The 12715-nt window shown below is 56.2% G+C and carries 13 protein-coding genes and 4 tRNA genes; 3 read left to right on the top strand and 14 right to left on the bottom strand.

Features of this window, described 5'->3' with window-relative positions; translation table 11 throughout:
- Positions 1 to 114: 114 nt before the first annotated feature.
- The 9 genes from H8F23_RS20605 to H8F23_RS20565 form a co-directional block, all read right to left on the bottom strand.
- Positions 115 to 387, bottom strand: coding sequence for an HU family DNA-binding protein (locus H8F23_RS20605; RefSeq protein ID WP_003183171.1), 273 nt, complete (start codon positions 385 to 387; stop codon positions 115 to 117).
- Positions 388 to 535: 148 nt separating this feature from the next.
- Positions 536 to 2932, bottom strand: coding sequence for an endopeptidase La (lon, locus tag H8F23_RS20600; RefSeq protein WP_016986884.1), 2397 nt, complete (start codon positions 2930 to 2932; stop codon positions 536 to 538).
- Between the two features lie 163 nt (positions 2933 to 3095).
- Positions 3096 to 4379: an ATP-dependent Clp protease ATP-binding subunit ClpX gene (gene clpX, locus H8F23_RS20595; RefSeq protein WP_003223632.1), complete on the bottom strand. Its 1284-nt coding sequence runs from the start codon at positions 4377 to 4379 to the stop codon at positions 3096 to 3098.
- A 112-nt stretch (positions 4380 to 4491) separates the two neighbouring features.
- A complete protein-coding gene (gene clpP, locus H8F23_RS20590; RefSeq protein WP_194935594.1) occupies positions 4492 to 5127 on the bottom strand; it encodes an ATP-dependent Clp endopeptidase proteolytic subunit ClpP in 636 nt (211 codons plus the stop codon).
- A 93-nt stretch (positions 5128 to 5220) separates the two neighbouring features.
- Complete coding sequence (tig, locus tag H8F23_RS20585; RefSeq protein ID WP_007917329.1) at positions 5221 to 6531, bottom strand: trigger factor; 1311 nt, start codon at positions 6529 to 6531, stop codon at positions 5221 to 5223.
- Between the two features lie 402 nt (positions 6532 to 6933).
- Positions 6934 to 7009, bottom strand: a tRNA-His gene (locus H8F23_RS20580).
- Between the two features lie 77 nt (positions 7010 to 7086).
- Positions 7087 to 7171 (bottom strand) — tRNA-Leu (locus H8F23_RS20575).
- Positions 7172 to 7227: 56 nt separating this feature from the next.
- Positions 7228 to 7303, bottom strand: a tRNA-His gene (locus H8F23_RS20570).
- Positions 7304 to 7335: 32 nt separating this feature from the next.
- Positions 7336 to 7412: transfer RNA gene (locus H8F23_RS20565), tRNA-Arg, on the bottom strand.
- 275 nt (positions 7413 to 7687) lie between these two features.
- On the opposite strand from H8F23_RS20565, the gene folD reads away from it, so the two are divergent.
- Both folD and pbpG read left to right on the top strand, forming a co-directional pair.
- Positions 7688 to 8542, top strand: a complete 855-nt coding sequence (folD, locus tag H8F23_RS20560; RefSeq protein WP_038362797.1) for a bifunctional methylenetetrahydrofolate dehydrogenase/methenyltetrahydrofolate cyclohydrolase FolD — start codon at positions 7688 to 7690, stop codon at positions 8540 to 8542.
- Positions 8543 to 8772: 230 nt separating this feature from the next.
- Positions 8773 to 9711 (top strand): D-alanyl-D-alanine endopeptidase, encoded by a 939-nt coding sequence (gene pbpG / locus H8F23_RS20555; protein ID WP_093434043.1) that lies wholly within the window; start codon positions 8773 to 8775, stop codon positions 9709 to 9711.
- 55 nt (positions 9712 to 9766) lie between these two features.
- On the opposite strand, the gene H8F23_RS20550 is transcribed toward pbpG, so the two are convergent.
- The 3 genes from H8F23_RS20550 to H8F23_RS20540 all read right to left on the bottom strand — a co-directional run bounded on the left by H8F23_RS20550 (position 9767) and on the right by H8F23_RS20540 (position 10954).
- Positions 9767 to 9973: a hypothetical protein gene (locus H8F23_RS20550; RefSeq protein WP_194935593.1), complete on the bottom strand. Its 207-nt coding sequence runs from the start codon at positions 9971 to 9973 to the stop codon at positions 9767 to 9769.
- A gap of 12 nt (positions 9974 to 9985) precedes the next feature.
- Positions 9986 to 10192: a DUF6021 family protein gene (locus tag H8F23_RS20545; protein ID WP_093434037.1), complete on the bottom strand. Its 207-nt coding sequence runs from the start codon at positions 10190 to 10192 to the stop codon at positions 9986 to 9988.
- A 90-nt stretch (positions 10193 to 10282) separates the two neighbouring features.
- Positions 10283 to 10954: a peptidase C39 family protein gene (locus H8F23_RS20540; protein ID WP_093434034.1), complete on the bottom strand. Its 672-nt coding sequence runs from the start codon at positions 10952 to 10954 to the stop codon at positions 10283 to 10285.
- Positions 10955 to 11188: 234 nt separating this feature from the next.
- Here H8F23_RS20540 and H8F23_RS20535 point away from each other — a divergent pair, with 234 nt between their 5' ends.
- Positions 11189 to 11356 carry a hypothetical protein gene (locus H8F23_RS20535; RefSeq protein ID WP_194935592.1) on the top strand — a complete coding sequence of 56 codons (168 nt, stop codon included), beginning with the start codon at positions 11189 to 11191 and terminating at the stop codon, positions 11354 to 11356.
- Between the two features lie 263 nt (positions 11357 to 11619).
- Here the strand turns inward: H8F23_RS20535 and H8F23_RS20530 are convergent, their stop codons facing one another.
- Both H8F23_RS20530 and H8F23_RS20525 read right to left on the bottom strand, forming a co-directional pair.
- The gene (locus H8F23_RS20530) at positions 11620 to 12369 is read right to left on the bottom strand and encodes a TerC family protein (protein ID WP_007917342.1); all 750 of its coding nucleotides are present in this window, start codon (positions 12367 to 12369) and stop codon (positions 11620 to 11622) included.
- A gap of 29 nt (positions 12370 to 12398) precedes the next feature.
- Complete coding sequence (locus H8F23_RS20525) at positions 12399 to 12641, bottom strand: hypothetical protein (protein WP_007965379.1); 243 nt, start codon at positions 12639 to 12641, stop codon at positions 12399 to 12401.
- Between the last annotated feature and the right edge of the window lie 74 nt (positions 12642 to 12715).

The raw sequence follows: 12715 nt of genomic DNA, 5'->3' as shown, positions 1-12715 counted from the left end.
CAGGGCTCGAACCCTCGATCCCGGCGTTACAGGCCACTGTTTCAGTGACCTGCTCTACCGCTCCGCTGCCAAGTCAGGCATGACCCCGACCCGGATGGGTAAAAACCTGAAAACTTAGTTAACAGCTTCTTTCAGTGCTTTACCGGCTTTGAAACCTGGCTTCTTGGCAGCCGGGATTTCCAGAGTCTTGCCGGTTTGAGGGTTACGACCGGTACGAGCCGGACGGTCCGTCACGGAGAAAGTACCGAAACCAACCAGAACAACGGAGTCGCCAGCCTTCAGAGCGCCAGTGACGGATTCGATTACAGCGTCCAGCGCACGGCCAGCAGCAGCTTTCGGGATATCAGCGGATGCAGCGATAGCATCAATCAGTTCCGACTTGTTCACTCTAAGTCCCCTTATATCTATTTTGAGATGATTCTAAGTTTTTTGGTGAAAGCAAAAACGAGTGCTGAATGGCCTACAGACACTTAAGAGCCGCTTTATAACAAGGGCTCTAAAAAACTGTCAAGGAAGCCCCCCAGGCAAAAGCGTATTAATGCGTGCTAATTCTTTCCTTAGAGTCAGACTCACGTTTTTCGTCCTTGGCAACTATCTCCGGAGCCACATCCGGCAAGGGCTCCGGCGCGTATTGCAGCGCAATTTGCAGGACCTCGTCAATCCATTTAACCGGTTTAATCTGCAGATCCTGCTTGATATTGTCAGGAATCTCCTTCAGATCGCGCACGTTCTCTTCCGGAATAATCACGATCTTGATTCCGCCGCGGTGAGCCGCCAGCAGTTTTTCCTTCAGACCGCCAATCGCCAGCACTTGACCACGCAGAGTGATTTCACCGGTCATGGCGACATCGGCGCGCACCGGAATGCCGGTCAAGGCCGACACCAGCGCCGTACACATGCCTACGCCAGCGCTAGGACCGTCTTTCGGCGTCGCCCCTTCCGGCATGTGGATGTGCGTGTCACGCTTCTCGTGGAAGTCCAGAGGAATGCCCAGGCTCTTGGCCCGGCTGCGCACTACAGTGAGCGCGGCAGTGATCGATTCGACCATCACGTCGCCCAGCGAACCGGTCTTGATCAGTTGACCTTTACCCGGTACAACCGCGGCTTCGATGGTCAGCAATTCACCGCCCACCTGAGTCCAGGCAAGGCCCGTGACCTGACCGATCTGATCCTGTTGCTCAGCCAGACCGTAGCGGAATTTGCGCACCCCGAGGAAGTGTTCCAGCAGGTCAGCTGTCACTTTCACCGAGAAGCGTTTTTCCATTGCGTGCTCTTTAACGGCCTTGCGGCAGACCTTGGCGATCTGACGTTCGAGGCCACGCACACCGGCTTCACGGGTGTAGTAACGGATGATGTCGCGGATCGCTTCAGCGTCGAATTCCAGCTCGCCTTTCTTCAAACCATTGGCGGCGATCTGCTTTGGCGAGAGGTATTTGACGGCGATGTTGATCTTCTCGTCTTCGGTGTAGCCCGGCAGACGGATCACTTCCATCCGGTCGAGCAGCGCCGGCGGGATGTTCATCGAGTTCGAGGTGCACAGGAACATCACATCCGAGAGGTCGTAATCGACTTCCAGATAATGGTCGTTGAAGTTGTGGTTCTGCTCCGGATCGAGCACTTCCAGCAACGCCGACGCCGGGTCGCCACGCATGTCGCTGCCCATTTTGTCGATTTCATCGAGCAGGAACAGCGGGTTGCGCACACCCACTTTTGTCATCTTTTGAATCAATCTTCCTGGCATCGAACCGATGTAAGTCCGACGGTGACCACGGATTTCCGCTTCATCACGCACGCCACCGAGGGCCATGCGCACAAATTTGCGGTTGGTGGCGTGAGCGATCGACTCTGCCAGCGAGGTTTTACCCACGCCCGGAGGACCGACCAGGCACAACACCGGGCCACGGATTTTCTTCACGCGCTTTTGCACGGCGAGGTATTCAAGGATACGTTCCTTGACCTCTTCGAGTCCGTAGTGATCGGCATCGAGAATGTCTTCTGCGCGCGCCAGGTCCAGGCGAACCTTGCTCTGCGCTTTCCACGGCACTTGCACCAGCCAGTCGATGTACGAGCGCACCACGGTGGCCTCAGCGGACATCGGCGACATTTGCTTGAGCTTGTTCAGCTCGGCAGTGGCTTTGGCCAACGCGTCTTTCGGCAGACCGGCAGCGTCGATACGCTTTTTCAGGTCTTCGATTTCGTTGTGGCCTTCGTCGCTGTCACCGAGTTCTTTCTGAATGGCCTTCATCTGCTCATTCAGGTAGTACTCGCGCTGGCTGCGCTCCATTTGCTTTTTGACGCGACCGCGAATACGTTTTTCGACTTGCAGCAGATCGATCTCGGCATCCAGCAACGCCAGAACGTGCTCGACCCGGGCCGACAAATCGATGATTTCGAGGATTTCCTGTTTCTGCTCGATTTTCAGCGCCATGTGCGCCGCCATGGTGTCGACCAGGCGACCCGGCTCATCGATGCTGTTGAGCGACGACAGGACTTCAGCCGGGACTTTCTTGCCCAGCTGTACGTATTGTTCGAACTGCGACAGCAGTGTGCGCACGAACACTTCGGATTCGCGCTCGGCGGCGTCGACTTCTTCGATCAACGAAACTTCGGCACGACAGTGCCCGTCAACTTCGCTGAAGCGCTCGACGGTGCCGCGTTGCTCACCCTCGACCAGAACCTTGACGGTGCCGTCAGGCAGCTTGAGCAGCTGTAGAACAGTGGCGATGGTACCTACGCGATAGAGAGCGTCTTCACCGGGATCATCGTCAGCCGGGTTTCTCTGGGCCAGCAGCAGGATCTGCTTGTCGCCCGTCATCGCGGCCTCGAGGGCTTCGATGGATTTCTCGCGCCCCACGAACAGCGGGATAACCATGTGCGGATAAACCACGACATCACGCAATGGCAGGAGAGGCAATTCGATGGTTGTCTTCATGATTTCGCCTCTACGGCGGCCATATGGCCGTAATCAGATGGAATTGAGCTTGAAACCAAGATGGGGGCTGCCTTGAAAAAAAACAAGCACAAAGCGGATGTAAAAAATGACATAAAAAAAAAGAGGCCCGAAGGCCCCTTCTTTATTCCAGCAGACTGGACGCTTAAGCGTCCGGCGCTGCCTTGGCCGTCGGCTCACTGTTTTCGTAGATATACAGTGGCTTGGACTTGCCTTCGATCACGCTTTCATCGATCACGACTTTGCTCACCTCGGACTGCGAGGGGATTTCATACATCGTGTCGAGCAGTACACCTTCGAGAATCGAGCGCAGACCACGAGCACCGGTTTTACGTTCCAGGGCACGCTTGGCGACCGATTTCAGTGCGTCGGTCCGGAACTCCAGATCCACGCCTTCCATCTCGAACAGCTTGGCATACTGTTTGGTCAGAGCATTTTTCGGCTCGGTGAGGATCTGCATCAGCGCAGCCTCGTCAAGCTCGTCCAGCGTCGCGAGGACCGGCAGACGACCGACGAATTCCGGGATCAGACCGAACTTGACCAGATCGTCAGGCTCGACTTCACGCAGGGATTCACCGACTTTCTTGCCTTCTTCCTTGCTGCGTACTTCTGCGTTGAAGCCGATGCCGCCCTTGGTGGAACGGTTTTGAATAACCTTTTCCAGACCGGAGAACGCACCACCGCAGATGAACAGGATATTACGGGTGTCGACCTGCAGGAATTCCTGCTGCGGGTGCTTGCGGCCACCTTGCGGCGGTACGGAAGCGACCGTGCCTTCGATCAACTTCAGCAAGGCCTGTTGCACGCCTTCACCGGAAACGTCCCGGGTGATCGACGGGTTGTCGGACTTGCGGGAAATCTTGTCGATTTCGTCGATGTAGACAATACCCATCTGGGCCTTCTCTACGTCGTAATCGCACTTCTGCAGCAACTTCTGAATGATGTTCTCGACATCTTCACCCACGTAACCCGCCTCGGTGAGGGTGGTTGCGTCGGCAATGGTGAACGGAACGTTCAGCAAGCGGGCCAATGTTTCGGCCAGCAGGGTTTTACCGGAGCCTGTCGGGCCGATCAGCAGGATGTTGCTCTTGCCGAGTTCGACGTCGTCAGCCTTCTTGTCACGCTGGTTCAGGCGCTTGTAGTGGTTGTACACCGCTACGGCCAAAACCTTTTTCGCACGCTCCTGACCAATGACGTACTGGTCAAGGATGCCGCTGATTTCTTTAGGCGAAGGCAATTTATGCGCGCTGCTCTCGGCCTGGGCTTCCTGCACCTCCTCGCGGATGATGTCATTGCACAGGTCGACGCACTCGTCGCAGATAAAGACCGAGGGGCCGGCAATCAATTTGCGCACTTCATGCTGGCTTTTGCCACAGAAGGAGCAATAGAGCAGCTTGCCGTTGTCCTCGCCGTTGCGGGTGTCAGTCATTCGTTCGATCCAAATCCGATAGGCTTGCAACACAAGATGAAGGCTATTGCGGGCTTTTTCAAGCCCGCCGCTGATCAGACAAGCCGACCAAGCCTATTTTGAGCTGCTTATTTTAAGCTGGGCGCTGGTTGATCACTTCGTCGATCAGGCCATATTCCTTCGCAGCTTCTGCACTCATGAAGTTGTCGCGATTGGTATCGCGCTCGATTTCTTCCAGAGTACGCCCGCTGTGTTCGGCCATCAGCGTGTTCAGACGCTCGCGAATGAAGAGGATTTCCTTGGCGTGGATTTCGATGTCCGACGCCTGACCCTGGAAACCGCCCAGCGGCTGGTGAATCATCACGCGAGAGTTCGGCAGGCAGAAACGCTTGCCCGGGGCACCTGCGGTCAGCAGGAATGCGCCCATGCTGCAGGCCTGGCCGATGCAGGTGGTCGACACGTTCGGCTTGATGAACTGCATGGTGTCGTAGATCGACATGCCTGCAGTCACCGAACCGCCCGGGGAGTTGATGTAGAGATGGATGTCCTTGTCCGGGTTTTCCGCTTCAAGGAACAGCAGTTGCGCACAGATCAGGTTGGCCATGTAGTCCTCTACCGGACCAACCAGAAAGATCACTCGCTCCTTGAGCAGGCGCGAATAGATGTCATAGGCGCGTTCGCCACGAGCAGATTGCTCGACAACCATCGGGACCAGGCCGCCGGCGGCCTGGATATCAGAGTTCTGCTGAATATAAGAATTACGGAACATGCTCTGCAGTCGCTCCCAAATAGTTATGTCTTGAATACGCATAAGCCAGCTCGAGAGCTGGCTTATGGTGTGTACTTCTTAACGCAAAACCAATCAGTCGGCTGTTGGAGCTTCTACCGGCTTGACTGCTTCTTCGTAAGAGACCGCTTTGTCGGTCACACTAGCTTTCTGCAGAACAGTATCCACAACTTGCTCTTCCAGCACAACCGAACGCACTTCGTTCAGCTGCTGCTCGTTTTTGTAGTACCACGACACAACCTGCTCAGGCTCCTGGTAAGCGGAAGCCATTTCCTGAATCATTTCGCGAACGCGAGCTTCGTCAGGCTTCAGGTCGAATTGCTTGACCACTTCAGCAACGATCAGGCCCAGCACGACGCGGCGCTTGGCTTGCTCTTCAAACAGCTCGGCCGGCAGTTGATCAGGCTTGATGTTGCCACCGAACTGCTGAACAGCCTGCACGCGCAGACGGTCAACTTCGTTGGACAGCAGCGCCTTCGGCACTTCGATCGGGTTGGTGGCCAGCAGACCGTCCATTACCTGATTCTTGACCTTGGATTTGATCGCCTGACGCAGTTCACGCTCCATGTTCTTGCGAACTTCGGTGCGGAAACCGTCGATACCGCTTTCCTTGATGCCGAATTGAGCGAAGAACTCTTCGTTCAGCTCTGGCAGTTTAGGCTCGGAAACAGTGTTGACGGTCACGGTGAACTCGGCGGTTTTGCCAGCCAGGTCCAGGTTCTGATAGTCCTCTGGGAAAGTCAGGTTCAGAACGCGCTCTTCGCCCGCTTTAGCGCCAACCAGACCTTCTTCGAAGCCCGGGATCATGCGGCCGGAACCCAGTACCAGCTGAGTACCCTTGGCGGAACCGCCAGCGAATACTTCGCCGTCAACCTTGCCAACGAAATCGATGTTCAGTTGGTCTTCGTTCTGGGCAGCGCGATCGGCCACTTCAAAACGAGTGTTCTGCTTGCGCAGGATGTCGAGCATTTTGTCCAGGTCAGCGTCAGCCACGTCAGCGCTCAGGCGCTCAACGGTGATGCCGTCGAAACCGGCAACGGTGAACTCAGGGAACACTTCGAATACAGCAACGTATTCCAGGTCCTTGCCAGCTTCGAGCGACTTAGGCTCGATCGACGGCGAACCAGCAGGGTTCAGCTTCTGCTCAACCACAGCTTCGTAGAAGGAGGACTGGATCACGTCGCCTACAGCTTCCTGGCGAGCATCGGCACCAAAACGGCGCTTGATTTCGCTCATTGGCACTTTGCCTGGACGGAAGCCAGCAATCTTGGCCTTTTGGGCAGTCTGCTGCAGACGCTTGTTGACCTGAGTCTCGATGCGCTCAGCCGGCACGGTGACGCTCATGCGGCGCTCGAGAGCAGTAGTATTTTCAACAGAAACTTGCATGGATATTCCTCGTTGCACAGACGTTAGCCGGCCGTTTCCGACCCCAGAATCAAGGGCATGCATTCTAGTGGGTCAAACTCAAGAAGTCACCCTACTGAAAACGGGTAAAAAAACAGCAGGCAATTTATAGGGATCGATGCACGGATGCAGCGCGTCCCACAGGCGAATACAACCAATCACGCCAGGGCCCTGCGCCAACCTCTTCTATATATAGAAGAGGTTGCCAATCAGTCCCTGACGGCCGAACCTGAAAGCAAGCCCGGCGAGCAGCACAGCATCATCGAGCAACATAAATACGACGAAGCGCCCTGCCCCTGCGCCCCGAAACCGGCAATCGCCGCTTTTCAGAACCGCTAAAACAAAAAAGGCGCCAGACTGTTAAATCTGGCGCCTTTCGAAATATGGGGTGGACGATGGGGATCGAACCCACGACAACGGGAGTCACAATCCCGTGCTCTACCAACTGAGCTACGCCCACCATATTGCGTAACAAAAAAGCCAAACAACTTCTTTGTTGAAACCTCACCAGCCCGAAGACATGAATGAAGCTTTAATTGGTGCGGATGAAGAGACTCGAACTCTTACGCCTCGCGGCGCTGGAACCTAAATCCAGTGTGTCTACCAATTCCACCACATCCGCGATGAAGCTTTTAAAGCAAAGGCGCCAGACTGTTACATCTGGCGCCTTTCGAAATATGGGGTGGACGATGGGGATCGAACCCACGACAACGGGAGTCACAATCCCGTGCTCTACCAACTGAGCTACGCCCACCATATCGCGCTACTTGTGCCAAAGCTGCCTAATGGCGCACCCGGCAGGACTCGAACCTGCGACCATCCGCTTAGAAGGCGGATGCTCTATCCAGCTGAGCTACGGGCGCCTTATTAATCTGTACTCTTAAAGGACTACAAACTAAGTGCTTTCCAGTGTCGCAGAACCTTGATTCCGCTTCACCTTCTTAACCAGTGCTAGGCTGTGCCCGACAAGTGCGACGAATAGTATAGAGCGCTCGAAAGGTCGTCAAATCCTTTTTGAAAAAAATTCATTTAATTAAAGGAGTTAGAGGAATTTGCTGACCAAGCGCCTTTGCCCTCAACGCTCGACATGCGAGAATGCGTTCTCATTTTTTCCCCTCTCGATGGTTAATCACGCGCAATGACTGCACAACTAATCGACGGCAAATCGATCGCCGCCAGCCTGCGCCAGCAGATCGCCCAACGAGTTGCCGAGCGTCGCCAGCAAGGCCTGCGCACTCCCGGCCTCGCGGTGATCCTGGTCGGCAGCGATCCTGCCTCTCAGGTTTATGTCTCGCACAAGCGTAAAGACTGTGAAGAGGTTGGCTTCCTCTCTCAAGCCTACGACCTGCCCTCCGACACCACGCAAGACGCGCTGACCGATCTGATCGATCGCCTCAACGACGACCCTGCGATCGACGGCATCCTGCTTCAGCTGCCGCTGCCCGAGCACCTGGATGCCTCCAAATTGCTGGAGCGCATTCGCCCGGACAAAGACGTCGACGGCTTCCATCCTTATAACGTCGGCCGCCTGGCCCAGCGCATTCCGCTGCTGCGTCCCTGCACACCTAAAGGCATCATGACGCTGCTGGAAAGCACTGGCGCTGACCTTTATGGCATGGACGCAGTGGTCGTCGGCGCTTCCAACATCGTCGGTCGCCCGATGGCCATGGAACTGCTGCTGGCCGGTTGCACCGTGACCGTGACACACCGCTTCACCAAGGATCTAGCCGGCCACGTTGGTCGTGCTGATCTGGTGGTGGTGGCCGCCGGCAAGCCGGGCCTGGTCAAAGGCGAGTGGATCAAGGAAGGCGCGATCGTGATCGACGTCGGCATCAACCGTCAGGACGACGGCAAACTGGTCGGCGACGTCGTCTACGAAACCGCCCTGCCCCGCGCTGGCTGGATCACTCCAGTGCCGGGTGGCGTAGGTCCGATGACCCGCGCCTGCCTGCTGGAAAACACCCTTTATGCGGCAGAAACCCTGCACGCCTGATCGGTAATTTCAGCAATAAGAAAAACCCGCCTTGTGCGGGTTTTTTCATGCCTGAGAAAAAACTGTAACCGTTCGCCGGAAACCCCTCTTTTTACAGGCCTTTTCACGAGATTTTCAGGTCACTCAAACAACCATCGACAGTTCTTCAGCCATACTCCTAAAATGCGACGCTTTGAAGAAATAACCCGTTACAAACTAACGGAATATCCAACCTTTATGAGTTCGCCCGCGTGAAAATTCGTCTTTCGATTCTGAGCCTGTTTTTTGCTTTTACAGGCACATTCATCACGCCAACGATCAACGCTGCGGAAACCACCGCTGCCCCACGTGACGCTTCGAGCCTGAAGATCGCCTCCGGCAGCGCACTGCTCATGGATATGCAGACCAACAAAGTCATCTACTCCAGCAACCCTGACGTGATCGTGCCGATCGCTTCTGTCAGCAAGCTCATGACTGGATTGGTAGTGGTTGAAGCCCGGCAGAACATGGACGAATGGATCAATGTCGATATCAGCAACACACCGGAAATGAGGGGTGTGTTCTCCCGAGTCAAACTCAAGAGTGAGCTGCCGCGTCGCGAGATGCTGCTGATCGCCTTGATGTCTTCGGAGAACCGCGCGGCCGCCAGCCTCGCTCACCACTATCCGGGAGGTTACGCAGCCTTTATCGCGGCCATGAACGCGAAAGCCAAGGCACTGGGCATGACCAGTACGCACTTTGTCGAACCGACAGGCCTGTCGGAACGTAACGTTTCCACCGCCCGTGACCTGAGCAAGCTGCTGGTGGCCGCGCATAAGTACCCGCTCCTCAGCGAACTCACCACCACCAAGGAAAAGACCGTGTCATTCCGCAAACCCAACTACACCCTGGGTTTCCGCAATACCGACCACCTGGTGAACAAGGCCGACTGGGACATCAAGATCACCAAAACCGGTTTCACCAATCCTGCCGGTCATTGCCTGGTCCTGGTAACGAAAATGGCTAACCGCCCGGTCGCGCTGGTGATTCTCGATGCCTTCGGCAAATACACCCACTTTGCCGATGCCAGCCGTATTCGCAGCTGGGTGGAAACCGGCAAGAGCGCCAACGTTCCTGCGGTGGCGCAACAATACAAGGCCGAGAAAAACCTCAAGTCACGCCAGAGCGGTGTGGTTGAAGCGTCCAAGTAACCCGCGCCCGCAAGAAAAAGCCCCGAATCCTCGGGGCTTTTTTTTCGCCTGCATTTCAGTCATTGGGCAGCGGCATCTTGTCGTCATCAGGAATGCCATCGCCTGCACTTGGATCCCGCGAAGGTTCCGGCGTCATGACATTAGGTCGGGCCATCGGATCGCGCAGCGGGCTGTCCGGATCCAGCACCGGATCAATCTCCGGCTCCGGCGTCGTGGGCACGCTGTCCGGTTTTTGGTCATCGAAGCTTGAGTCAGTACTCATACGCACCTCACATCAAGGTTTCAGATTGGCTAACGGGTCATAAGGTTTGGCCGGCGTCTTGTCGTCTTCACCGGGTTTCACGTCTTTCGGCGCCTTGGCCGGGCCAACCGGATCGACTTGCGGATCATCAAGGTCCGGCGAATCGGGGTCGAAACCCAGATCATGACCCGACGAATGCTCGGTCGAATGCGGCCCTTTCGGGGATGGGGAATCTGCCATGTTCGCCTCCTGAGTCACCCGCAGAAAACGGGTTCTATTCGTAGGAGGCTTGCCGGGCGCAGTCGTGCCCGGCAAATGACGAACGGGAACTCAGTGGGCTGCCAGCGCCTTGCGCGCCTGCGCCGCTTCGTTTTCCTGACCGGCCTGGGCCAGTTCATCTGCCGCTTTGAGCCAGCGCTGACGATCAACGGCTGCCGGGATCTGCGACGGTTTCTGGATCAGCACGGCCCAGCCACCGGATTTCTCCAGTGCCGACTCAAAGGAGCTGAAACTCATCAGTTCGCGACGGTTCATGCCGGCACGCAGCAAGACCTTCTGTTTGTTGCGGTCGTAGCCGGACAGGATCGCGTAACGCGGCTCGGCCCAGAATGCCGCCCCCTCGCTGAAGCGCACCATCACCGGATAGCCTGCCGCCACTTGGGTCAACAGTGCGGGCAGGTTGCTGTCCAGCGGGTAAACCACCATGCCGTACTCGCGGGCCAGGTTTTGCAGGTTCTGTTGCAATTTGTCTTCGGCACCCGGCAAGTGCAGAGGTTTCTCGAGCAACCCCGGAGTGATCACGATGCCCTGCTGCGACAACAGGCTGGCCAGCACTTGCGGGCCGCTCTGATTGGCTTCGCCGCGATAGAACGTGCCACTGAGTTCGACCCGCTCCGGCAGACGCTTGACCTCAGGCGCCACAGTACCTGCACATCCGGCCAACACGGCCGCACAACCCGCCACCAGTAGCGCCGCACGAATTCGAGAAAATACCTGCACCATCATCACTCTCTGTTCAGACGCCGGTCATCGTGTTCCGGCAACGCCTGCGATCATAGGGCCGCGCCCGGCTGCGGTATAGCCTTAAGCGGCAGACCCATCGATTGCATAGAGCAAAGTGATTGGTCGCAATCGACCTTTGGTCAATAGTCTGAAACACCCCATTGTCTAGACTGTCACTGAAACAGAGCGAATTGAAAAAGTGTGGGCCCGATGCAGGGCGAAGAGGAGGCACTGATGAGCCTGACCATGACCATCGTAATGTTGATTGCCGGCTGGCTGGCCGTGGCCGCTGCCATGTTGTGGGGGGTGCTGCGGGTTTCGCGGCGCCATCATCATCCGGTTCAGCCTGCTGCGGTTGAGAAAACCGAGAAGCACAGCCCGCGTCACGCAACTGCGCACTGAGGCCAAACTTTAAAAGCAAAAGCCCCTCACCCTAGCCCTCTCCCGGAGGGAGAGGGGACTGACCGAGTTGTTTTTCGAGCTACGCCGACCTGGAAGACCAGGTTGAACACACGTTTAAAAACTACACAAATCGGCTCCCTTTCCCCCTCTCCCTTGGGAGAGGGCTGGGGTGAGGGGCTGGCTCTATCCCGCACTGCAAATCTTGATTCAAAAAAAACCGCCTGTTCTCTAAGAGTTCAGGCGGTTTTTTGTACTTTCAGCAGTTACGCCTGCTCAGCCAGCTTCTTCTGCCTGGCCCGACGAGACATCATGTTCAGCACTTCAATCGCTGCCGAGAACGCCATCGCTGCATACACGTAACCTTTCGGTACGTGGGCGCCGAAGCCTTCGGCGATCAGCGTCATACCGATCATGATCAAGAAGCCCAGAGCCAGCATCACCACCGTCGGGTTGTCGTTGATGAACTTGGCCAGCGGTTCAGCAGCAAACAGCATCACCAGCACCGACACCACCACCGCGATGATCATGATCGGCAAGTGTTCGGTCATGCCGACCGCAGTAATGATGCTGTCGATCGAGAACACCATGTCGAGCATCAGGATCTGGCCGATAGCCGCGGCAAAACCCAAAGTGACTGTCGAGGTCGCCGACTTCGGATCTTCCGGCGCCGGGTCCATGCTGTGATGGATCTCGGTCGTAGCCTTCCAGACCAGGAACAGACCACCGGCAATCAGGATCATGTCCTTCCAGGAGAACGCCTGGCCCAGGATCTCGATCACAGGTGCGGTCAACTGCACGATGAAGGCGATGGTGCTCAACAGTGCCAGACGCAGGATCAACGCCATGCCGATACCGATACGGCGTGCTTTCTGCTGGTACTGCTTGGGCAATTTGTTGGTCAGGATCGAGATAAAGATCAGGTTATCGATGCCGAGCACGATTTCCATCACCACCAGTGTGGCCAAAGCAACCCAAGCGGTGGGGCTGGCGGCGAGCTGTAACAGATATTCCATGGGTCAGTCCTGACTCTGTGTAAGACGAATTAGATGGTCTTGGAGGAAGATTCGGATTTTTCCGCATCTTTTTCCGGTGTTTCTTTTTTCTCGATCAGCCCGCCGGTGGCATCACTGAGTGCTTGCTCAGCGGCTTTATGGGTGTCGTCAATCGCTTGCTTGGCGCTTTCGGCAGCCTTGCCCATCAGTTGCTGGGCGCTTTTCTCGGCCTGATCGCAACCGGCCATAAGCAGTAAAGACGTAAACATCAATGCCGGGATTGTGTATTTCATAAGGTTTCCTTCGAATGAACAGACAGGCTCACAGACCGGCCGTCGATGGGTGGGCATTCTAGGGAGACAAACAC

This window comes from Pseudomonas neuropathica, assembly GCF_015461835.1.
GTDB classification, from domain to species: domain Bacteria; phylum Pseudomonadota; class Gammaproteobacteria; order Pseudomonadales; family Pseudomonadaceae; genus Aquipseudomonas; species Aquipseudomonas neuropathica.
The sequence above is the reverse complement of the archived record's forward strand: the minus strand, read 5'-3'. Positions and strand labels throughout refer to the sequence as shown.

Coding starts and splice junctions, on each gene's coding strand:
- lon (WP_016986884.1), bottom strand. CDS start 2,932: ATGAAGACAACCATCGAATTGCCTCTCCTGCCATTGCGTGATGTCGTG.
- clpX (WP_003223632.1), bottom strand. CDS start 4,379: ATGACTGACACCCGCAACGGCGAGGACAACGGCAAGCTGCTCTATTGC.
- clpP (WP_194935594.1), bottom strand. CDS start 5,127: ATGTTCCGTAATTCTTATATTCAGCAGAACTCTGATATCCAGGCCGCC.
- tig (WP_007917329.1), bottom strand. CDS start 6,531: ATGCAAGTTTCTGTTGAAAATACTACTGCTCTCGAGCGCCGCATGAGC.
- folD (WP_038362797.1), top strand. CDS start 7,688: ATGACTGCACAACTAATCGACGGCAAATCGATCGCCGCCAGCCTGCGC.
- H8F23_RS20550 (WP_194935593.1), bottom strand. CDS start 9,973: ATGAGTACTGACTCAAGCTTCGATGACCAAAAACCGGACAGCGTGCCC.
- H8F23_RS20545 (WP_093434037.1), bottom strand. CDS start 10,192: ATGGCAGATTCCCCATCCCCGAAAGGGCCGCATTCGACCGAGCATTCG.
- H8F23_RS20540 (WP_093434034.1), bottom strand. CDS start 10,954: ATGGTGCAGGTATTTTCTCGAATTCGTGCGGCGCTACTGGTGGCGGGT.
- H8F23_RS20535 (WP_194935592.1), top strand. CDS start 11,189: ATGAGCCTGACCATGACCATCGTAATGTTGATTGCCGGCTGGCTGGCC.
- H8F23_RS20530 (WP_007917342.1), bottom strand. CDS start 12,369: ATGGAATATCTGTTACAGCTCGCCGCCAGCCCCACCGCTTGGGTTGCT.
- H8F23_RS20525 (WP_007965379.1), bottom strand. CDS start 12,641: ATGAAATACACAATCCCGGCATTGATGTTTACGTCTTTACTGCTTATG.